The organism is Massilia aurea (assembly GCF_024753205.1).
GTDB lineage: Bacteria > Pseudomonadota > Gammaproteobacteria > Burkholderiales > Burkholderiaceae_D > Telluria > Telluria aurea.
The window spans coordinates 502,044-523,246 of record NZ_JANUGZ010000001.1 but is presented as its reverse complement, the minus strand read 5'-3'; the positions used below and the strand labels follow the sequence as shown (position 1 = coordinate 523,246).

Annotated in this window: 12 protein-coding genes; 10 read left to right on the top strand and 2 right to left on the bottom strand. The window is 62.9% G+C overall.

Going from position 1 to position 21,203, the window contains the following annotated elements; translation table 11 throughout:
• Positions 1–63: 63 nt before the first annotated feature.
• The 7 genes from NX775_RS02110 to NX775_RS02080 all read left to right on the top strand — a co-directional run bounded on the left by NX775_RS02110 (position 64) and on the right by NX775_RS02080 (position 11,496).
• A complete protein-coding gene (locus NX775_RS02110; protein WP_258834496.1) occupies positions 64–2,946 on the top strand; it encodes a TonB-dependent receptor in 2,883 nt (960 codons plus the stop codon).
• 36 nt (positions 2,947–2,982) lie between these two features.
• Positions 2,983–4,314: a BNR repeat-containing protein gene (locus NX775_RS02105; RefSeq protein ID WP_258834495.1), complete on the top strand. Its 1,332-nt coding sequence runs from the start codon at positions 2,983–2,985 to the stop codon at positions 4,312–4,314.
• 22 nt (positions 4,315–4,336) lie between these two features.
• Complete coding sequence (locus NX775_RS02100) at positions 4,337–5,500, top strand: glycoside hydrolase family 88/105 protein (RefSeq protein ID WP_258834494.1); 1,164 nt, start codon at positions 4,337–4,339, stop codon at positions 5,498–5,500.
• A gap of 69 nt (positions 5,501–5,569) precedes the next feature.
• Positions 5,570–7,957, top strand: coding sequence for a beta-galactosidase (locus tag NX775_RS02095; RefSeq protein ID WP_258834493.1), 2,388 nt, complete (start codon positions 5,570–5,572; stop codon positions 7,955–7,957).
• Between the two features lie 28 nt (positions 7,958–7,985).
• On the top strand, positions 7,986–9,248 hold the full coding sequence (locus NX775_RS02090) for a DUF2264 domain-containing protein (RefSeq protein ID WP_258834492.1): 1,263 nt from the start codon (positions 7,986–7,988) through the stop codon (positions 9,246–9,248).
• A 222-nt stretch (positions 9,249–9,470) separates the two neighbouring features.
• Positions 9,471–9,917, top strand: a complete 447-nt coding sequence (locus NX775_RS02085; protein ID WP_258834491.1) for a YbbD-related protein — start codon at positions 9,471–9,473, stop codon at positions 9,915–9,917.
• Between the two features lie 196 nt (positions 9,918–10,113).
• Entirely contained in the window at positions 10,114–11,496 is a 1,383-nt protein-coding gene (locus tag NX775_RS02080) for a hypothetical protein (protein WP_258834490.1), read from the top strand.
• 1,089 nt (positions 11,497–12,585) lie between these two features.
• Here the strand turns inward: NX775_RS02080 and NX775_RS02075 are convergent.
• The gene (locus tag NX775_RS02075) at positions 12,586–13,665 is read right to left on the bottom strand and encodes a glycoside hydrolase family 43 protein (protein WP_258834489.1); all 1,080 of its coding nucleotides are present in this window, start codon (positions 13,663–13,665) and stop codon (positions 12,586–12,588) included.
• On the bottom strand, positions 13,662–14,648 hold the full coding sequence (locus NX775_RS02070) for a family 43 glycosylhydrolase (protein WP_258834488.1): 987 nt from the start codon (positions 14,646–14,648) through the stop codon (positions 13,662–13,664). Before NX775_RS02070 ends, NX775_RS02075 begins: the two co-directional genes overlap by 4 nt.
• Positions 14,649–14,829: 181 nt before the next feature.
• Here NX775_RS02070 and NX775_RS02065 point away from each other — a divergent pair, with 181 nt between their 5' ends.
• The 3 genes from NX775_RS02065 to NX775_RS02055 all read left to right on the top strand — a co-directional run bounded on the left by NX775_RS02065 (position 14,830) and on the right by NX775_RS02055 (position 21,190).
• Complete coding sequence (locus NX775_RS02065) at positions 14,830–16,353, top strand: family 43 glycosylhydrolase (RefSeq protein WP_258834487.1); 1,524 nt, start codon at positions 14,830–14,832, stop codon at positions 16,351–16,353.
• A 138-nt stretch (positions 16,354–16,491) separates the two neighbouring features.
• Positions 16,492–18,834, top strand: a complete 2,343-nt coding sequence (locus tag NX775_RS02060) for a glycoside hydrolase family 2 TIM barrel-domain containing protein (protein ID WP_258834486.1) — start codon at positions 16,492–16,494, stop codon at positions 18,832–18,834.
• Between the two features lie 106 nt (positions 18,835–18,940).
• The gene (locus tag NX775_RS02055; RefSeq protein WP_258834485.1) at positions 18,941–21,190 is read left to right on the top strand and encodes a rhamnogalacturonan lyase family protein; all 2,250 of its coding nucleotides are present in this window, start codon (positions 18,941–18,943) and stop codon (positions 21,188–21,190) included.
• Positions 21,191–21,203: the final 13 nt, after the last annotated feature.

The following is a 21,203-nucleotide window of genomic DNA, read 5'->3' as shown; positions in this document are numbered from 1 at the left end:
CCCAGGGTGCGAAGACACCGGGTGCTGTAGTTCACCTACGGAGACAGAGAGATGAGACAGAAAATGTTAGTAACGCAGCTGGCGCTCGCGCTGGCAACGGCCTACGGTACCCAGGCGCATGCCCAGACCGCGGCCGACGCACGGGAAGATGCAACACCGGCCTCGGTCACGCCAGCGGGCACCGCAGCGCCGGCCGCCGACGCCCCCGTCGCCACCGTCCTGGTGACAGGCTTTCGCTCCAGCCTGCAGAAGGCGCTGAACCTGAAGCAGCAGGCCATCGGCGTACGGGATTCGATCGTGGCCGAGGACATCGGCAAATTCCCCGAGGCGAATATCGCCGAATCGCTGCAGCGCGTGCCGGGCGTGATCCTGGTGCGCGACGAGAGCTCGGGCGAAGGGCAGCGTATTTCGATCCGCGGCCTGCCAACCGCGTATTCGGTGACGACGCTGAACGGCGCGCCGGTCAACGCCACGTCCACCAGCGGTATCGGCGGCGCGGCGCGCGGCTTCAACTACGACGTGTTCGCGTCTGAACTGTTCGGCCGCGTCGACTTTTATAAAACGCCATTGGCCGAGTTGACCGAAGGCGGTCTGGGTGGCGTGGTCGATTTGCAGAGCCCGCGCCCGTTCGACAATCCGAAGGGCGCGGTGCGCTATGGCGCCACGGCCAGCTACAACACCACGTCGAAGAAGATCGACCCGATGGGCTTCGCGCTGATGTCCAAGACCTGGGGCCAGTGGGGCCTGCTGGTGGGCGGCTCGCACTCGGGCGGCACCAACAACCGGTCCGGTTTCGAAGCGACGGGCGGCTACAACAGCTCGGCGCTTGGCAGCCAGACGCCGGTGCGCGGCAACTTCGCGCTGGCGCTTGACTATAACGACCCGCGCGCCAACCTGTCGGGTTACACCCGCGAGCAGGTCGACAATGCGCTGCTGCCCCGCATCTACCGTTTCTATGGATCGAGCAACGAGCGCTCGCGCGACGGCATGGTGTCGTCGCTGCAGTACAAGACGCCAACCCTGAACCTGTCGTTCGATACGCTGTACTCGAAGCTGGAGAACGAGCGCGACGAGATTTTCTTTGGCGCCCTGATCCGCAGCACGCGCACCACCGAGTCCGGTCGTGCCACCGCAGCGCCGGGCACCAATAATCACAACGGGCTGGTGCCGATCGACGTGAAAATCGATCCGTCCTCGAACCTGCTGACCGGCACGTTCGGCAATACGTCCTACAGCAGCGGCGCCCTGTACAGCACCGACGAGACGCGCTTTCGCTACAACGCCCTGAACGCCCAGTGGAAAGCCACCGACAAGCTGACCCTGACCGGCCAGATCAGCGACAACGCCAGCAAGGCCGAGCGCGCAAGCACCGAACTGTCGGGCCAGATCTTCGGCATCACCTCGACCATCGACTACGGCAGCGACCACGTCTATCCATCGCTGTCCTCGCCGACCAGTTATACCGATGCCGGCAATTTTGCCGGCTTCGCCAACTCGACCGGGCTGCTGCGTGAACTCGACAAGGGCCGCCAGGCGCGCCTGATCGCCGACTATGATTACGACCTGCCGGGCGAGTGGACCGGGCGGCTGAAGGGCGGCGTGGTGTATGTCGAAACCACCAAGGACATCCACCGGCGCAACGGCACCGCGAACGGGACCGCGAAGATCAACCAGGTGGGTGCGGCCGGCATGCGCGCCGGCATGACGTCGACCCTGCCGATCGATAACCTCGACATCGGCGCCGGCTGGCCAGGTAACTGGGCCACCTTCAACCGCGATTACGCGTACGGCAACTTCAATCCGTACGCGCTCAATCCCGATGGCACATTTTCCCCGGCAGACAGCTTCACCGCCGTGGAGGAGGTCCGCACCGCCTTCGTCCAGTCGGACTTCCGCGGCCAGGTTCTGGGGCGCGAGCTGCGCATGAACGCGGGCGTGCGCTATTCGGAAACCCAGACCGACATCGGCAACTACAAGCGCCGCGGGCCCAACCTGCCGTACGATCCGAACGAAGAGCACGGCAAGTACAGCAATGTGCTGCCGGCGATGTCGGCAGCGTTCGACCTGACCGACACCCTGATGTGGCGCGCCTCGTGGGGCAAGACCATCTCGCGCGCATCGCTGTCGATCATCGCCGCCCAGACTGTTGTTCCGAATCCGTTCGACCCTGTCGCCACGTCAGGCAACCCGAACCTGCGTCCGCAGGCGTCGACCAACATCGACACCAGCCTGGAATGGTACTTCCAGCCGGGCAGCCTGCTGTCCGCCGCGCTGTTCAAGAAGGAGCTGACCGACGCCACCGCGAACGTGTCCACGCAGACCACGTTCGGTGCGCTGGGTCTGCCGGATACGGTCATGGGCGCGTTGTTCCGGGATGCCTCGGGCCGGGTCGATCCGAACCTGCCGATGACGCTCAACACGTCCATCAACGCGGGCAAGCAGACCCTGAAGGGCCTGGAACTGGCGTACCAGCAGAACTTCGACTTCTTGCCCGACCCGTTCAAGGGCTTCGGCGCACTGGCCAGTTACACCTACATCGACCCGTTCAACAGCGCCAAATGGATCACCAATGCCGGCCGCGAGATCGACGTTAATTCGGTGCCGAAGTATGCGTACAGTGTGACCGGTTTTTATGACCGTGGCCCGCTGGCCGTGCGTTTCTCGTTCAATCAGAAGGGCCGGTCGCTACACTCGGGCAATCCGCGCAATAACGGCGACGACCTGATTCGCTGGAACGGCGCGCGCGGCTATCTGGATGGCTCGATCAGCTACAGGCTCAGCGACAAGCTCGAACTGCGCCTTGACGCGTTGAATCTGTCGAACACGCTGGTGTACGACTACTTCGAGGACGCCACCGGCCAGTATGGCAGCGGCAGGAAGACCCGGATGGACTACGCCAAGTACGACGGCCGCACGGTCAAGATCGGTCTGCGTGGCAGCCTGTAAGCCTGGTGGCTGCAACTTGACCTTTCTTGCGCTTGCATGACATCACACATTCTTTCCGCCGCTCTCGCTTCGATCACCCTGTTGCTGGGCGGCTGCGCGTCGCCCGGTGATGGCGGGCCTGCCAATGTGGTCGAGGTCGGCCCGGGCTGGGCGAAAAACTCGGTCAATGCCGTGGTGTTTCGCAAGAATTCGCTGGTGTCGCATGGCGACACGCAATACATCGCGTTCTACGACCAGGATGCCAATGTGGTCCTGGGCAAGCGCCAGCTTGGCACAGCGCGCTGGCAGCTGGCACGCACCCAATACCGCGGCAATGCCGCCGACGCCCACAACAGCATCAGCATCATGGTCGACGGCGACGGCTTTCTGCACCTGGCCTGGGACCACCACAACGACCCGCTGCGCTATGCCCGCAGTCTGCAACCCGGGTCGCTGGCGCTGGGTGAGAAGCGGCCGATGGTGGGCCTGGACGAAGGGTCGGTCAGCTACCCCGAGTTCCACCTGTTGCCGGGCGGTGACCTGTTGTTCTTTTACCGTGACGGTGGGTCGGGGAGGGGCAACATGGTGCTGAACCGTTACGACCGGGCGCGCGCCACCTGGACCCGCGTGCACAGTAACCTGATCAGCGGCGAACAGCAGCGCAATGCCTACTGGCAGGCGTTTGTCGACCAGCACGGCACCATCCACGTCTCGTGGGTGTGGCGTGAGTCACCCGATGTCGCCAGCAACCACGACCTGGCCTATGCCCGTTCGGTGGACGAGGGCCGCTCGTGGCAGACCACGTCCGGCAAGCCCTATGCGTTGCCCATCACCGCCGCGAACGCCGAGTACGCGGCGCGGATACCGCAGAACAGCGAATTGATCAACCAGACCTCGATGGCGGCGGACAAGCGCGGCAACCCCTACATCGCCTCGTACTGGCGCGCGGCCGGGCGGCAGATTCCGCAGTACCACGTGGTCTATCACACCGGCAGCGGGTGGCGCCAGCTCGACCTGAACTTCCGCAAGACGCCGTTTTCGCTCAGCGGCCAGGGCACCAAGGCCATTCCCATCTCGCGACCGCAGATCATGGTCGATACGAATGCAGACCGGGCCGCCGGCCTGCTGGTGTTTCGCGACGAGGAGCGCGGCAGTCGCGTTTCGGTGGTGCGCATCGAGGATTTCGACAGCGCCAGATGGTCGGTGCGCGACCTGAGCGAATCGTCGGTCGGCGCCTGGGAACCGAGCTTCGATACGCAGTTGTGGCGCCAGCGCGGGGAGCTTCATCTGTACGCGCAGCGTGTCCGGCAGGCCGACGCCGAAGGCGTGGAAGAGGCCGCGCCGACCCAGGTGCAGGTGCTGGAGTGGACGCCGGCCCTCAACAAGTGAAACCACGAGGATGACAACACCAATGTTCAAGAGAAGACTGTACCTGAAGGCGCTGCTGGCCAGCGGCGCGGCGCTGGGAGCCGGCTGCACCACGGGCGCGCCCAACCGCAATGCCACCAGCGTCAACGCAACCCGCATCGAAGTGCTGGAAACGCTCACCCATGCCAACGACTACTGGCAGGCCAACCACCAGCCCACCAGCTGGGCGTTCTGGGACTACGCGGCCTACCACACCGGCAATATGGAAGCCTACGCCGTCACCCGCAATGAACGATACCGCCAGTACTCGAGCGCCTGGGCCGAGCACAATGGCTGGAGCGGCGCGAAATCGCAGGACAAGGCGGCGTGGAAGTACCAGTACGGCGAAACCGACGACTATGTGCTGTTCGGCGACTGGCAGATCTGCTTCCAGACCTACGTCGACCTGTACCGGCTCGATCCGGCCAAAGACCGCCGCAAGATCGCCCGTGCGCTCGAGGTGTTCGAGCACCAGATGCGCACGCCGAACGTCGATTACTGGTGGTGGGCCGACGGCCTGTACATGGTGATGCCGGCCATGACCAAGCTGTACAAGGTGACCGGCGACAAGCGCTACCTCGACAAGCTGCACCTGTACTTCGTCTGGGCCGACCAGCTGATGTTCGACCAGGACGCCGGCCTGTACTACCGCGACGCCAAATACGTCTATCCAAAGCACAAGGCATCCAACGGCGGCAAGGACTTCTGGGCGCGCGGAGACGGCTGGGTGTTCGCGGGTCTGGCCAAGGTGCTGGCCGATCTGCCGAAGGATCACGCTGCCTACGCGCTGATGCTGGACCGCTACCGCCGCATGGCGCGCGCGCTCAAGCCCGCGCAGCAGGCAGCAGGCTACTGGACCCGCAGCATCCTCGACCCGAACCATGCGCCGGGACCGGAGTCGAGCGGCACCGCCTTCTTCACCTATGGCTACCTGTGGGGCATCAACCACGGCATCCTGGATCACGACGAGTACACGCCGGTGGTGGCCAGGAGCTGGGCATTCCTGTCGCGCACCGCGCTGGCCGCCAGCGGCAAGTTCGGTTACGTGCAGCCAATCGGTGAGCGGGCGATTCCCGGCCAGCGCGTCGACCAGGAATCGACCGCGCCGTTCGGCGTCGGCGCCTTCCTGCTGGCCGCCGCCGAGATGAGCCGGTTTGTCGGCGGCTGACCGTGGCCGCGAGGTGTCTGACCACTGGACTTTCGCCGCAAGGCGCCATGCATATCGAGTGATATAACCATGACCACCACCATTCCCCGCCGCCGCCTTCTGCAAGGCGCGGCCGCCGCCGTCAGCGGCGCGCTGGTTCCGATGCGCGTCGTCGCGCAGGCCGCGTCGTCGCGCTTTGCCGTCGGTTCGCAGGACTTCCTGCTGGACGGCAAACCGATCCAGATCCGCTGCGGCGAGATGCACTTCGCCCGCGTCCCGCGCGAGTACTGGGCACATCGCCTGCGCGCCATCCGCGCGATGGGGTTGAATACCGTCTGCGCCTACCTGTTCTGGAATTACCACGAGTGGCGCGAAGGGCGCTACGACTGGGCCGGGCAGCGGGACGCCGTCGAGTTCTGCCGGCTGGCGCAGCAGGAAGGCCTGTGGGTCATCCTGCGGCCCGGCCCGTATGCCTGCGCCGAGTGGGAGATGGGCGGGCTGCCGTGGTGGCTGCTCAAGAAAAGCCCGTCCGACAGCTTCCTGCGTTCGCGCGACCCGGCCTTTGTCGACCCGGCGCGCCGCTACCTGGCCGAAGTCGGGCGCGTGCTCGGGCCGATGCAGGTCACCCGGGGCGGGCCGATCCTGATGGTGCAGGTCGAGAACGAGTACGGCTTCTTCGGCGAGGACAAGGAATACATGCACGTGATGCGCCAGGCGCTGCTGGACGCGACATTCGACGTGCCACTGTTCCAGTGCAATCCAACCAATATGGTTGCCAAGACCCATATCCCCGGGCTGCTGTCGGTGGCCAACTTCGGCAGCGATCCCGAGCGCGGCTTCGCGGCGCTGAAGGCGGTCCAGCAGGGCCCGTTGATGTGCGGCGAATACTATTCCGGCTGGTTCGACACCTGGGGCAATCCGCACCGGCGCGGCGACAATGCGCGCGCCCTGCAGGACATCGCGTACATGTTGAAGAACAACGGCTCGTTCAGCCTGTACATGGCGCACGGCGGCACGACCTTCGGCCTGTGGGCTGGTTGCGACCGGCCATTCCGGCCCGACACCACCAGCTACGACTACGACGCCCCGATCAGCGAGGCCGGCTGGGTCGGCACCAAGTTCGAGACCTACCGCGAGGGCATGCGCCCGTTCCTCGCGCCGGGCGAAACCTTGCCCGAGCCACCGGCAAACAATCCGGTCATCACCATCGACGCCTTCGCGCTGAACGAGACCGCGCCGGTGTTCGCCAACTTGCCCGAGCGCGTCATCAAGACCGCGTCGCCGGAGCCGATCGAGCACTACGACATCAGCCGCGGGCTGGTGGCCTACCGCGTGCGCCTGCCAGCGGGTCCGGCAGGCGTGCTGGCTGCAGCCAAGGTGCGCGACCTGGCCTGGGTGCACGTGGACGGCAAGCTGGTGGGCACCATGGACACGCGCTACCGCCGCTTTTCGGTGGCGCTGCCGGCGCGCTCCAAGCCGGTCACGGTCGACATCCTGCTGTACACCATCGCGCGCGTAAACTTCGGCATGGAGGTGCATGACCGCAAGGGCTTGCATGGGCCGGTGACGTTCACGGCAGGGGAGGGCGCGCCTCAGGCGGTGGAAGGCTGGGAGATCCGCGCTATCGATTTCGATGCCGACGGCGTGCTGCCACCGCTGAAGTTTGCCAGGGGCCGGGCCAAGGGACCGGCGTTCTGGCGCGGCAGCTTCGAGGTCAAGCGCACTGGCGACACGTTCCTCGACATGTCCAGCTGGGGCCAGGGCATCGTGTGGATCAACGGGCGCTGCCTGGGCCGCTACTGGAACATCGGGCCGACCCAGACCATGTACCTGCCGGGCCCGTGGATCAACAAGGGACGCAACGAGATCGTGGTGCTGGACCTGACCGGGCCCTCCGTGGCGCGCATCGCCGGGCGCGCCGAGCCGATTCTCGATGACCTGCACCCCGAGAAAGACCTGCCGCGGCCACCGAGCACCGTCAAGCCCGCGCTGGCCAATGTCAAGCCAGCGCATGAAGGGCAATTCGCGCCCGGCGGCGCCACGCAGGAGGTGCGGTTTGCAGCGCCGGTCAGGGGCCGCCATTTCTGCCTGGAGTCGCTAAGCGCCTTTGACGGCAAGCAGTACGCGGCGGTGGGCGAGATCGCACTGTTCGGCCCTGACGGCAAGCCGCTCAACCAGCAATCCTGGACCATCCTGTATGTCAGCAGCGAAGAGCGCAAGAAAGAGGATGGCTCGGCACTCAACGCCATCAACGGCCAGGCGTCGGATCACTGGCACACGGCGTTCAGCGGTAGCGGCGCCGGCGCGGCGCACCCGCACCAGCTGATCGTGGATATGGGACAAGAGGTGGACGTGGCGGGCGCGCGCTATACCCCGCGCCAGGGCGCCGAGGGCGTGACTGGCCGGATCCGGCAGTACCGGATGTATGTGGCGGAGAAGCTGGTGACCGACAAGCAGGCAATGACATCGTCCCGGTGACAACGACGAATAACGATCAGGAGACACGATGGAACGACGCAATTTTCTCGGCTCGCTGGTAGCCGGTTCGGCCGCCACGCTGGCCGCCGCAGGCGAAGCAGGCGCTGCAAGCAAGCCGGCGGCACAGCCGGCCAGCGACCGCGCCTACATGGCCGGCCTGCTGCAAAGGATGACCGAGCCGGTATTGTCCGCCATGGCCCGGGGTGAACTGGTCAGGAAGTTCGAACTCGAAGTCAGCCCGACCTGGGACGGGCGCGACAAGCGTGTCAGCTACTTCGAATGCTTCGCCCGGCTGATCGCGGGCGCCGCGCCGTGGCTGGCGCTGCCCGATGACGGCACGCCCGAGGGGGCCACGCGCAAGCGCCTGCTGGACATGGCCCGGCAAAGCTATGTGAACTCGGTCGACCCGGCCAGTCCCGATCGGCTGATGTGGGAGGGCCCCGGGCAGGTGCTAGTGGACTCGGCGTACTACACCAACGCCCTGATGCGCGCGCCCGAAGCGCTGTGGGAACCGCTCGACGCCACCACCAAACGCCGCATTGTCGACCACATCAAATCGCTGCGACGCATCGAGCCGCCGTACATCAACTGGATGCTGTTCGCGGCCATGAACGAAGCCTGGCTGATGTCGATCGGCGAAGCCTACGATCCGATGCGCATGAACGTCGCCATCCGCAAGGTCAACGAATGGTACGTGGGCGACGGCTGGATCAAGGACGGCGAAACCTTCCACTTCGACTATTACGGGTCGTACGTGATGCACCCGATGCTGTGCGAGATTCTGGAAGTGCTGGAACAGCACAAGGGATCATTCTGGAACGGCAAGCCGGACGAGATGCGCGCACTGGCCTTCAAGCGCATGCAGCGCTTCTCGGAACACCTGGAGCGCTTCGTGTCGCCCGAAGGCACGTTCCCGATGTTCGGGCGGTCGCTGACCTACCGCACCGCGGCGTTTCAGCCGCTGGCCTTGCTGGCGCTGAGAAAGCAACTGCCAGCCAAGCTGCCGGAAGGGCAGGTCCGCAGCGCCATGCGCGCGGTGCACGAACGGATCTTCTCGGCGCCATCGAATTTCACCAGGAGCGGTTTTCTGACCATCGGTTTCGTTGGCGCCCAGCCGGAACTGGGCGACTGGTATTCGAACAACGGCAGCATGTACATCACGTCAGCCAGCTTCCTGCCGCTTGGATTGCCAGCGACCGATTCGTACTGGACTGCGGCGGCGCAGGATTGGACGCAGAAAAAAGCGTTTGCGGGCGCCAGGTTTCCTAAGGATTATCACGTTGATTATTAAAACCGGGCCGGGTGAAATGCGCGTCCTCGCGTATGTTGCGCTGGCGTGGCTTGGACTACTTATGATGCTCGCCACAGAACAATAAAGGCTGCTACAAGCCGAAGGCGACCGACTCCGCCGGGCTTGTTCCAACCGCAAAAAGCTTATAGGCTGAGGCATACTCGACAGGCCGCTTTCGGACCGTAGCGGTCATCAAACAAATCGGTACATGAGGTAGTCCACGTGATGCAAACATTTGCTAAGTGGCTCGTTCTGCTCGTTCTCAATCTGGTTGCCTTGGTCGTATTGGCCCTACTGATCATCTCCAGCAACAACGTTGACCTCGAATTCGCTACCTATGAACAGGCTATATCAACTGGCGCGATCGACCGACAAGCACCCCCTGACTACTCGCCAAAATCTGCTAAGGACATCCATTCGACTCGGAATTTGGACAATGGAGGCGAAGTGGTGACGTTCCGATATGGCTCTGATTTCGATCAGTTTATTGCCGCTCAAGTGGTAGCACCACCTTGGACAGCGAAATCGCTTGGCATCAGGCTTGGGGACAATGATTTCACTGATCCCAATGAGCTAAGCTACTTTCCAGAGGTGGCTTTGTACCGTGCACACAAAGCAGGCAAGCTCCTGATCAATCGCATTCAAAGAACTGCTTTGTACATCGATTAGCCTGTCTACTAGAACGTCATCGTCAAAACGATAACCGTCTGGTTTGGGTCGATTGCCGACGTTTGTGGCGTGCGCGAGATTTTTCATCTTGCTAGTGAGTCTCGAAAAACTATTTCAAAAACTTCACTAGACAAATGGTTGCTGAAGGAATAATCTCGCGTTTTATCTAATTTTAATAACTTGGAGTAAACAACCAATGGCCGCAACCACGTTTTCCTTGATGAGGGCCCTCACTTATGCACAAGGCTTGCAGCCGCCGCGTGGAGAGGGGATATTGCCCCGGAAAAATAAGTCATCGAAGGCTTTTTCATCGGCACAAGCGAAACCACTCTTGGATTACCTGTTATCCCCGTACGAAAATGGTTACTGGGAATTAAAAGCAAAGTGGAAAAAAGACTCTGATTTTGCCAAGCTTATACTTGATAAGCTTGGTATTTCTGATGTGCTTGCTGCCGAAGGTTTGGGGAAGGAGATGATAGCTGTTAAAAATCTTGCGGAAGAGAGGCGAGATCATCTATTGTCGGTTACTTCTCGAATTAGTTCAGTAAACGCATTATTTCGATCCATAGTTCTCACTCAAATGGGAAAGGAATCGCCTAGGTTGGCGGAATCCGATGAGTGGGTGAAAGAAATCGATGGCGGTTTGATTCAGGAAAAATATGAAGATGCCTATAAAATATTTTCCACTAAGATTTTTTATGATTCTTATCTGCACTCTGTTGGTGAGAAAAAGATTTACGCCATTCAGAGCGGTTTAGTGATTTGCATGGAAGGGCCCAACTCAAACGGGGAAATTAGTTTTGTATCAAATTCCAGGGAGCCACTGGAGAATCTGCGCGAATTTTATAGCGAACTTGGGACAATTTTTGATTCCACACTGGTGCGAGTTTTTGCACCTGATGAGGCGCTAATGAAGCCGTACTTTTCAATGGTTTCTGGTATTTTGCCTCATGTGATTAACGATTCATTCCAGAATTCAGCATTTTTGCAAGCGCTTGATTATTATGAAAATGACGACTATCAGCATTGTATTAGTACGTTAGGGCTTATTGCCGAGGACTATATGCAGCGTATATTCACCTCATTGTTAAGAGAACAGGCACCAGGAAATCTTACTCTTGGACAAATTTTCGATCTAATAAATCGCAGGGTGGATGGGATTTTTGCTCCACCCAAGCCTGTCTTGCGGCCTGCAGATAAAGTGTTTGAATTAATAAAAGAAATTAGTGCCGAGTCTGGCGCCGTTTCGTTGCAACCGGTGTTGCGTGAAATAGTAAATATCATCCAGGAAGATAGAGTTTTCAATGGCAAAAAAATAGAAGAAGTATCAAAAATTACATTTAAACGCACTCCTTTTCCACTGCGTATAAATGACAATATTAACGAACTTTTGAAATGGCGAAATGCCGCTTCTCACAAGAGCCGGGTGCCACTTGGTGCTCACGAAGCAGACAGAACTCTATATTGCTTGATTACTATAGTTACCTGGTGGCAATCCCAGACTTTAAATATAGACTGGTCTAAGTCGAAAACTGAGATACTCGAAATTCTTATCGCTAGCTCCAAGAAGACAAATTGAAGCTGCCAATTAATAAAAACACATTTTTCTTGAAATTCCAGTCGGAAACTGATCATTGGCTTATACTGTCGGCAGAGCATCTTGAAGCAATAAGCCTGCTTTCGGCAGCAGGGTTGTAGGGCATTCATCATCAATCCTTCTTATCTCTGCCCACAACTAGATCGTAAGGGGAAGATGTGTTGCGTTAGCGATTTAAGGTTCATATGCCCTAGCGAGGAGCGGACCGCTTTCAAGCTGAACTGATTTTTCGTGGCAACACATAAATCGATTGGCAAACGATCTGGCTGCAGTGCTTTCGATTGTGAATTGGCCCCTACGGATCATATGCATAAGCTCAATATCGGCATATTGACTGCGGCGTGAAACAGACGGTATCAGCACAACGATGTTGGCTTGTCCCGAAGTTTGGTGACGTAGTTTTTCGGATTGATTTTGCTTGATGGACAAATGTTGCTACATCTGCTTTGGGTCGAAACCGGCCTGACAGCGACCGCCCGATTTCGGCCACAAGCAGACGTCCGGAATCCCCAAAACTGGTCGGCTAAACTTATGGAATGCCATTGATAAGAAAAAAATCCTCACCAGTCGAGTGGGCCGGGCTCATGTATGAACTTGAAGATGCCCAGGATCCCTTGACGGCGCTAATTTCTGGGATAAACGCAGCAGATGACTTTCACGAAGTTGATCTACGCATACAACTGGACCACGTCTTCTCTCATATGAATCGCGCTTGGCATCGCCGAGATAAAGCGCACGGCCTCAATCAACAGGCGTGGCTGGGCGATGGTCGGTTTCCATCCGACCTGGATCCTATCTAGGATCTGGCTACGACAGGTTGATTCCAAGGTCGACTGCAGACTGTCGGGCAATGCACACGGCTGGCAGGCCGGGGCAGAATTTACTGTTGCAAGCTGCCAATCTTGAATGGTTCTTCGCGCAGTCGTGGCAAACCTTATTTGCGCGGACACCAGCCGAAATCGTCCTGCTTCATGGAGGAACGTGTTGCAGACTTTATTGCTCGACAACCCTCGGCGTCTGCACCGGCCTGAGCCAACCGCTCGCGCAACAGCAGATGGCGATGGCATCACGTTACCGCGGACTCGCGTGACTGTTCGAGGCAGCCGCCCACCGTGCCTGCAGACGCCGGTATTCGTCAGTCGTGATATTCAGGATGGACCCGTGGCGCTTCTTGCTCTGCCCATAATCGACGTTCGCGGCAGCGACTCGGCGAAAGCGCTCGGGCCGTGACAGGTCGTCGCTGACCAGGGCCAGGTAGCCGCCCTTTCGGGCATACTGGTCGACCCACATCCCCCATTCACCCGTCTGCGCGATCTTGAAAAGAATCGGACCTTCGACATCCTTCCCGGTCAGGCCCAGCGGTTGCAGGTCGCCCAGGATGTCCCACTTGCCCATCAGCGTCGTTGCGCCTTCGACCGTCAGCTGGCCGTCGCCCGAGGCGCGCATGTAGCGGTAGCGCGCCATGGGATCGTCGACTTTGACGATCTGGGTATCGATCAGCCCCGTTGTGCCGGGCCTGTCGATATAGAGCGCGGCCGGGGTGAAGCTGACGAAGTCGCGCGTGCGGGACGAATAGATGCGTGGCTTGGTGACGCCGTCGGCCGGCGAGATGGTCGCCCAGTAGACGAGGTAGTCGCCGCTGGCCTCATCGTAGATGGCTTCCGGCGCCCAGGCGCAGCCGGCGTCGGGAATAGCGCCGGCGACGTCCACTAGGCGCGGCGCCGACCAGGTGACCAGATCAAACGATTCCCAGATCACCAGTTTGGTGCTGCCTCGGTTCATGGCGGCGGGCCAGCCTTTGCCGTTCGCGATACGCAGGTCGGTGGCCAGAATCCAGAACCTGTCGCCGTTCTGCGAGCGGACGATCGCCGGGTCGCGCACGCCGCCGTCGCCGAGGATGCTGCGCAGCACGGGCTTCGAGCCATTCAGGTCGGTCCAGCGGTAGCCGTCCTGGCTCGTGGCGAAGTAGAGCTGTTCACCGTCGACGGTCTCGCTGGTGAAGTGCACCAGCAGGTAGTTGGGCAGGGCCGCGGCCGTGGCACGGGGGGCTGCAGTGGTACCAGGCGCGCTGCAGGCGGACAGCAAGGCAACGCTGGCGCTGAACAGGGCGCACAGCGCGATCCTGGCGGCGCTCGGGAGCATCGTCATCATGGTTTCGGCACGCCCTTGCCGCCAACGATGGGTTCACCGATGTCACCCGGCTGGAAGGCCGGCTGCATCGGGTCCATCGGCAGGATGTTCCCTTGCGCGTCGAACGTCATCTTCGCCAGCACCGTCTGGCGCCGGTAGCCATTGCCGTCCGGGATGGCATGACGATGGTAGGCGACGTACCAGCGATCCGTGCCCGGAACATTGACGACGCTGTGGTGGGCGGTGCCGACTGCCGGTCCGTTTTTCTGCAGGACGATGAAGTTGGTCTGCGCTGCCCGCACCGGTCCCAGGGGCGAGTCGGCCGTGCCCCAGCCCACCCGGTAGTTCGGGCTGCGCGCATCGTCGATCGACCACATGAAGTAGTAGGTGCCCTGGCGCTTGAACACGACCACGCCTTCGCGGAAGTCCTTCATCGGGATGCGGTGCACGGCTCCGTCGAGTGTGACCATGTCCGGTTTCAGTTTGCTGACGTTGGCTTCGTCGCCGTTGCCCCAGTAGATGTAGGCCTGGCCATCGTCGTCGATGAACGGGTAGGGGTCGATGGTGTTCGTGGTCATCGTGGCGTCGCGCACCAGCAGCGGTTTGCCGAGGGCATTGACGAAGGGCCCGATGGGGGAGGTGGCGGTCGCGACACCAATCTTGTGGTCGGCGCTGAAGTAGAAGTAATAGGTACCGTTGCGTTCGATGGCGTCCGGCGCCCAGGCCTTGATATTGGCCCATGCCAAGCCGCGGCTGACGTCGAGAATCATGCGCTCTTTCTTCCACGTGAGCAGATCCTTCGATGACCATACCGAGAAGTCGGTGGTCATCCAGTTCGGCTTGTCCGAGGTGGGGTAGAGGTAGTAGGTATCGCCGAAGACCCGGATCGCCGGGTCGGCAGTGAAGCCGTCGAGGGCAGGCGCCGGCGCCTGTGCCTGCGCGTGGGAGAACACCAGGGCGGTGGCCACTGCCACGGCGATGGTCGACAGGCGGGAACGATGCATGCGCGGATGGACTCTGCAGGGACGAAAATCCCATTATGGGCGAAGTCGCCGGCTGCATTCCGTGCCAGCGGCGAGTGCTCAGCATCTTGATTGATTCGGCGCCCCGCGTTCGCACGCCGTTCCCCGTCTTATACTGCCCGGCCAGGCACAGCCGCGCCGCCTGTCCCTACCGGAGATGTCGATGACCGAATCGTTCCGCCGTCCGCTTGCCTGCCTGGTCCTGGGCCTCGGCATCGGCCTGGCCAGCAGTCCCCTCCACGCCGCAGGGGCCGACACGACGATCCGCAATGGCGTGTTCTGGAAGGACACCGCCGGCACACCGATCTACTCGCAGGGCGGCGGTATCCTCAAGATCGGCGCCAGGTATTACTGGTATGGCGTGAAGTACGCTGAGGCGGTCGCCTATGCGCGCGCGCCGGGACCGACGACCGACCAGCCGCACTTCAGCGCGGTCACGGCGTATTCGTCGACCGATCTGGTGAACTGGACGTTCGAGGGCGACGTACTGACGCCGGCGGGCCTGGGCCAGCAGTTCGACCCGAATGCCTGGCTCGGTCGCATGGGCGTGGTGTACAACAAACAGACCCGCAAGTATGTGCTGATCACCCAGTACAGCAGCAAGGGCACGGGCGGCGGCGTGCTGTTTGCCACGAGCGACAGTCCGGCCGGCCCGTTCGTCTTCCAGCGGCTGCAGGCGCGCATCGATAACGTGGCCACGCCGACCTCGGGCGACCAGACCGTCTTCATCGACGACGACGGCAAGCCGTACCTCATCTTCAGCAATAACGGCGACCGCCGCCAGCTGTACGTGGCGGCGCTGCGCGCGAGCGACTACCTGGCGATCGAACCCGCGACGCACATCTACAGCGCGCCGGCCGGCGGGCGCGAAGGCAATGCGATGTTCAAGTACAAGGGCCTGTACTACTTCTGCTCATCCGACCTGCATGGCTGGAACGCGTCGCGCAGCTTCTACATGACGTCGCCGAACATCACTGGACCATTCACGCCGGAGAAGATCATCGAGGGCACCGAGGCTGACTTCTCGCACGTGTCGCAGAACGGTTTCTTCATCCCCGTGCACGGCAGCGCCGGCACCACGGTGCTGTATGCGGGCGACCGCTGGAGCAATTTTGCCGGGAACGGCCACGGCTACAACATCTGGGCGCCGCTGTCCTTCGATGGCGCGGCTCCGAGGTTCAATTCGCTCAGCGAATTTGTCCTCGACGCGCCCAGGGGCACGTGGGCGGTCGGCAAGGGCAACAACTATGTGCGCAACCCCGGCTTCGAGGCAGACCGCGTGCGCCAGACAAGCGTGGCCGCGTGGGTCAGCAGCTGGACGAGCCTGAAGGGTGACGCACCGTTCATGAACACCGCGGGCGGCCGCGCCAGCAAGTGGGCCTTGACGCTGCGCCATCCGGGCCAGACGATGGGCAGCGCGATCCAGAACGTGACGCTGCCCGATGGCAGCTACACCCTGAAAGCGTGGATCAGGAGCAGCGGCGGCCAGCGCGTCGCGCGCCTGTACGCGGCCGGTCACGGCGGCGCCACGATCGCGCTGGCCCTGCCGGACCAGCTGGCGCAGTGGACCGAAGTCACGCTGCCGGGCATCCGGGTCACTACCGGCAGCGTTCAAGTCGGCGTCTACTCGGAAGGCAAGGAAGGCGATTGGCTCAGCCTGGACGATGTCAGCTTGACGCGCGACTGAGCACGCCCGGCTTTCAGGCGTCGCGGTCGAAAATATCAAAACCGTGAGTGTTTCAATCGGCGCGACGATATCGCTTGCGACGCCTGCCGGGATCTACATAGACTGGCAATCCGCTCCAGTCGCTTCAACAACACCAACATGACCTTCTTCGATTTCGCCGGCGCAGCGCGCCTGCGCAAGGCCGCCGTGCGCCTGCTGCCGCTGTGGTTCGGATTGCTCGCCCACGCGCATGCCGCCGACATGAACCTAAACGCGGGCTGGCAGTTCTACCGCGTCGATGAGCGCCAGATCGCCAGCGCCGACCAGGTGCCGGCCGGGGCCTGGACCCGGGTCGACCTTCCGCACGCAGCACGGCTCGAGCCGCGCGTGCCGACGTCGCCCTGGCAGGGTACGGCGTTCTACAAGAAGCGGCTCGACGTGACGCTGCGCCCGGGCGAGCGCGCGATCCTGCGCTTCGAGGGCGTCATGAACGTGGCAGACGTCTGGTTGAATGGCACCTACCTGGGCCAGCACCTGGGCGGCTACCTGCCGTTCGCGTTCGACATCACCGCGGCCCTGAATTCCAGTGGCGCCAATGAACTCGTCGTGCGCGCCAATAACGAGGACAACCCGGTCACCGGTCCCAAGCCGCTCAAGGACCTCGACTACATCCAGCACGGCGGCATCTACCGCGACGTGCACCTCGTGATCAAGCCGGCGGTGCACATCACGGACGAAATGCTGTCGAACACCCCGGGCGGTGGCGGCGTGTTCGTCACGTATCCGAAAGCAGGCAAGACGGCGGCCGTGGTGCAGGTCAAGACCGAGGTCGCGAACACGTCCGGCGCTGCGCAGCTGGTCACGCTGCGCCACGCACTGGCGTGGCAAGGTAAGGCGGTGGGCCAGGTGCAGGAACAGGTGCGCCTTGCGGCCGGCGAACGCCGCCACGTCACGCTGTCGATCGCGCTGGACCGGCCGAAACTGTGGTCGCCCAAAGAACCCAATCTGTACGCGCTCGCATCGACGGTCGTCTCGGCCGCCGGCACCCACGCGGTAACGCACCGAATCGGGGTGCGCCGCCTCGCCTTCGAGGGCGCGCGGCTGCTGCTCAATGGCGCGCCGCTGCAGCTGCGCGGCGTCAACCGGCACCAGGAATACCCGTACGTCGGCTATGCGCTTTCGCCCCAGGCCGATGCGCGCGACGCGCTGCTGATCAAGCGCTACGGCTTCGACTTCGTGCGCCTGTCGCACTACCCGCAGTCGCCGGCCTTCATGCGTGCTGCCGACGAACTTGGACTCATGGTACTGCCGGCGATCCCCGGCTGGCAGTTTCACAACCCGGACCCGGCGTTTGCGCGCCAGGTGGTGCAGACCTGCGCCGACATGGTCCGGCGCGACCGCAACCACCCGAGCGTCGTGGCCTGGGAATGTTCGCTCAACGAAACGCAGATGCCGGACCCGTTGATCAAGGCGCTGCACGCGACCGTGCACGAAGAATACCCGGGCGACCAGGCCCACTCGGCCGGCTGGGTGCCGCAGACCTATGACCTGTACCTGCAGGCGCGCCAGCACCGCATTGGCAGCAAGCATCCGCTGCCGGCCAAGCCGCTGATCGTCTCCGAATATGGCGACTGGGAGTACTACGCGATGAACGCGGGCTTCAATCAAACCGCCTGGGCCGACCTGAAGCCGGTCGACCGCTCCAGCCGCCAGGGCCTGGGGCAGGGCGAAACGCGCCTGCTGCAGCAGGCCCGCAACGTGGCCGAGGCCCGCGACGACAATGCCGCCACGCCGGCCTTCGCCGACGGCTACTGGGTCATGTTCGATTACGCGCGCGGCTATGCGCCCGATCTGGAAGAGTCGGGCGCGCTGAGCATCGAGCGCCTGCCCAAATTCGCGGCCCAGTTCTTCCGGTCGCAGCGCAGCGCAATGGAGCGCGGGCCGCAGTGGGGCGGCGGCCCGATGGTCTTCATCGCCAGTTACTGGCAAGCCGGTTCGGCGCCGCGCGTGCGGGTGTTCTCGAATGCCGACGAAGTCGAATTGCTTTTGGACGGCAAGCCGGTGGGCCGCCAGAAGAGCGGGCCTTCGACAGCGCACCCGCACCTGGCGCATCCTCCGCTGGAATTCGAGACGGGCAGCTTCGTCCCAGGCGAACTGGTGGCGCGCGCGTACACCAAAGGGCGACTCGTGGCCGAGCACCGCGTGCGCACGCCGGAAGCACCGGCAGCGCTGGCGCTGGCGCTCGACGACATGGGCGTGCCGGTGGGAGAGGGCGACCTGGTGTTCCTGCGCGCACGCGTGCTCGACGCCTGCGGCACGACGGTGCCCGCGAGCGGCCGCGACGTCGCGTTCTCGGACGTCGAGGGCGCGCAGATCGTCGGCGGCGCCGTCGCGCCGCTCGAAGCAGGCGTCGCCAGTGTGCTGGTGCGCGTGACGGGGCCACGCGCCGGTGTCGCTGCGCAGGCCCAACTGGGCGCGCTGACAGGCAGCCTCGAACGCTGACCAGCGACGCACCCCCTCGACCCCTTGTTTCAACGGGCCGTCCTGACCCGGGCAGTGCAATTCAGGCATACGCAGGCATCACCAATCGTTAGCTAACGGAGACAAAATGATCCATAACAAAGCTAGAGCCTCGTACTTCCTGCTCGCAGTGCTGGCCGCAGCAGCCGGCAGTGCGAGCGCCGTCATCACCACCCCGGGCAAGCAGATCGAACGGCTGGACCGGGGCGCCGTCGCCATCAGCACCGGCGCCGGTGTCGGTGGCGGCGTGTTCATCAGCTGGCGCCAGCTCGCCCTCGACGCGCCCGGCACGCGTTTCAATGTGTATCGCGGGGCCATGCGCCTGAACGCCGCGCCGCTCGATGCGCTGAACTACACCGATCCGACCGGAACGACAGCGCAGGCCTACACGGTACGCGCCGTCGTCGGCGGCGTGGAGCAGGCGGGCGTCGCTGCAGGTGCCACCTGGAACAAGCCCTACCTGGCGATCCCGGTGCAGGCGCCGGCAGCGGGCACCACGCCAGACGGCGTGGCCTACACCTATGAACTCAACGACGGTTCGCCGGCCGATCTCGATGGCGACGGCGCCTACGAAATCATCGTCAAGTGGCAACCGACCAACGCCAAGGACAATTCGCAGTCCGGCTACACGGGCAACACCTACCTGGACGCCTACAAGCTCGATGGCACCCGCATGTGGCGCATCGACCTGGGCAAGAATATCCGTGCCGGCGCCCACTACACCACCTTCGTGGCCTACGACTTCGATGGCGATGGCCAGGCCGAGGTGATGGCCAAGACGGCCGATGGCACCGTCGATGGCAAGGGCGTGGTCATCGGCTCGGCCACGGCCGACCACCGCAGCCCGAATGGCTACATCCTCACGGGGCCGGAATTCCTGACCGTATTCAACGGCCTGAGCGGCGCGGCCATGAAGACGGCAAATTACCTGCCGGCGCGCGGCAGCGTGGCCGCCTGGGGCGACAACTACGGCAACCGGGTCGACCGCTTCCTGGGCGGCGTGGCCAATCTCGACGGCAACCGCCCGAGCGCCGTCTTCTCGCGCGGCTACTATACGCGCGCGGTGATCGCGGCCTGGGACTGGCGCGACGGCGCCTTGACCAGCCGCTGGGTGTTCGATACCGACGTCGCCGGTGCGGCCGCGCGCGGCCAGGGCGCCCACTGGTTCGCAACCGGCGACGCCAATGGCGACGGCCGCGACGACATCGTGTACGGCGCAGCCACCATCGACAGCTACGGCCAGCTGCTCTACACGACGGGCCTCGGCCACGGCGACGCGCTCCACTTCGGCAAGTTCGACCCGAACCGCGCGGGCCAGCAGGTCTACATGATCCACGAAAGCCCGTCATCCTACGGCGCCAGCGGCTCCGGTATGCACGACGCGGCCACGGGTGCGCTGATCTGGGGCGCGAGTGGCGCCAACGCGGACGTGGGCCGCGGCGTGTGCTTCGATATCGACCCGGCCTACGCTGGCGCCGAGTGCTGGGCGTCGCGCGGTGGCCTGCGCAGCGCCACCGGGGAACTGATCCAGGCAACGCCGCCCAATTCCATGAACTTCGGCGCATGGTGGGACGGCGACCTGCTGCGCGAAGTGGTCAGCGGCGCTGCAGTCCAGAAGTGGGACCCGGCCACCCGGACCCTGGCGACGCTCATCGACGGCGCAGCCAACGGCGCCACGACCAACAACGGCACCAAGGCGACGCCGGTGCTGAGCGCAGATCTGTTCGGCGACTGGCGCGAAGAAATCGTGCTGCGCAACAGCAGCAACACGGAACTGCAGATCTACAGCACCACGATCCCGACTAGCACCCGCATCACGACCCTGATGCACGACCCGCAGTACCGCAGCCAGGTGGCGGGCCAGAACGCCGGCTACAACCAGCCGCCACATCCGAGTTTTTACCTGGGACACGGCGCGACGGCGTTCCCGCAGGCGCCGGTACACGTACCGTATGACGGCAGTGGCGCGGTGCAGGCCGAAACCGCGATCGTCGGTGGCAATGTGCAGGTCATGGCCGACCGCCCGGGCTTCCGGCACATCGGCTTTCTCAACTTTCCATTGAACGGCGGCAGCGCGCAGTTCCAGCGCATCCATGGCGGTGCCGGCGGCGTGAAAACCATCACGATCCGCTACGCCAACGGCAATCCGACCCCACGCACGGGCGTGCTACGCGTGAACGGGACAGCGCAGCCGATCACGTTCCGCCCGAGCGGCGCCTGGAACAACTGGATGACGATGAGCGCGAGCGTGAACCTGGCCACTGGCCAGGAGAACACGCTGCGCTTCGAATCGACCGGCCAGGGCCTGGGCAATCTCGATGAACTGACGGTGCCGTAAGCCGTTCTCTTTC

What these genes read in the sequence shown, in the direction of transcription:
- NX775_RS02100 (WP_258834494.1), top strand. Translation starts at nt 4,337, where the DNA reads ATGTTCAAGAGAAGACTGTACCTGAAGGCGCTGCTGGCCAGCGGCGCG.
- NX775_RS02065 (WP_258834487.1), top strand. Translation starts at nt 14,830, where the DNA reads ATGACCGAATCGTTCCGCCGTCCGCTTGCCTGCCTGGTCCTGGGCCTC.
- NX775_RS02060 (WP_258834486.1), top strand. Translation starts at nt 16,492, where the DNA reads ATGACCTTCTTCGATTTCGCCGGCGCAGCGCGCCTGCGCAAGGCCGCC.
- NX775_RS02105 (WP_258834495.1), top strand. Translation starts at nt 2,983, where the DNA reads ATGACATCACACATTCTTTCCGCCGCTCTCGCTTCGATCACCCTGTTG.
- NX775_RS02055 (WP_258834485.1), top strand. Translation starts at nt 18,941, where the DNA reads ATGATCCATAACAAAGCTAGAGCCTCGTACTTCCTGCTCGCAGTGCTG.
- NX775_RS02080 (WP_258834490.1), top strand. Translation starts at nt 10,114, where the DNA reads ATGGCCGCAACCACGTTTTCCTTGATGAGGGCCCTCACTTATGCACAA.
- NX775_RS02075 (WP_258834489.1), bottom strand. Translation starts at nt 13,665, where the DNA reads ATGATGACGATGCTCCCGAGCGCCGCCAGGATCGCGCTGTGCGCCCTG.
- NX775_RS02070 (WP_258834488.1), bottom strand. Translation starts at nt 14,648, where the DNA reads ATGCATCGTTCCCGCCTGTCGACCATCGCCGTGGCAGTGGCCACCGCC.
- NX775_RS02095 (WP_258834493.1), top strand. Translation starts at nt 5,570, where the DNA reads ATGACCACCACCATTCCCCGCCGCCGCCTTCTGCAAGGCGCGGCCGCC.
- NX775_RS02090 (WP_258834492.1), top strand. Translation starts at nt 7,986, where the DNA reads ATGGAACGACGCAATTTTCTCGGCTCGCTGGTAGCCGGTTCGGCCGCC.
- NX775_RS02110 (WP_258834496.1), top strand. Translation starts at nt 64, where the DNA reads ATGTTAGTAACGCAGCTGGCGCTCGCGCTGGCAACGGCCTACGGTACC.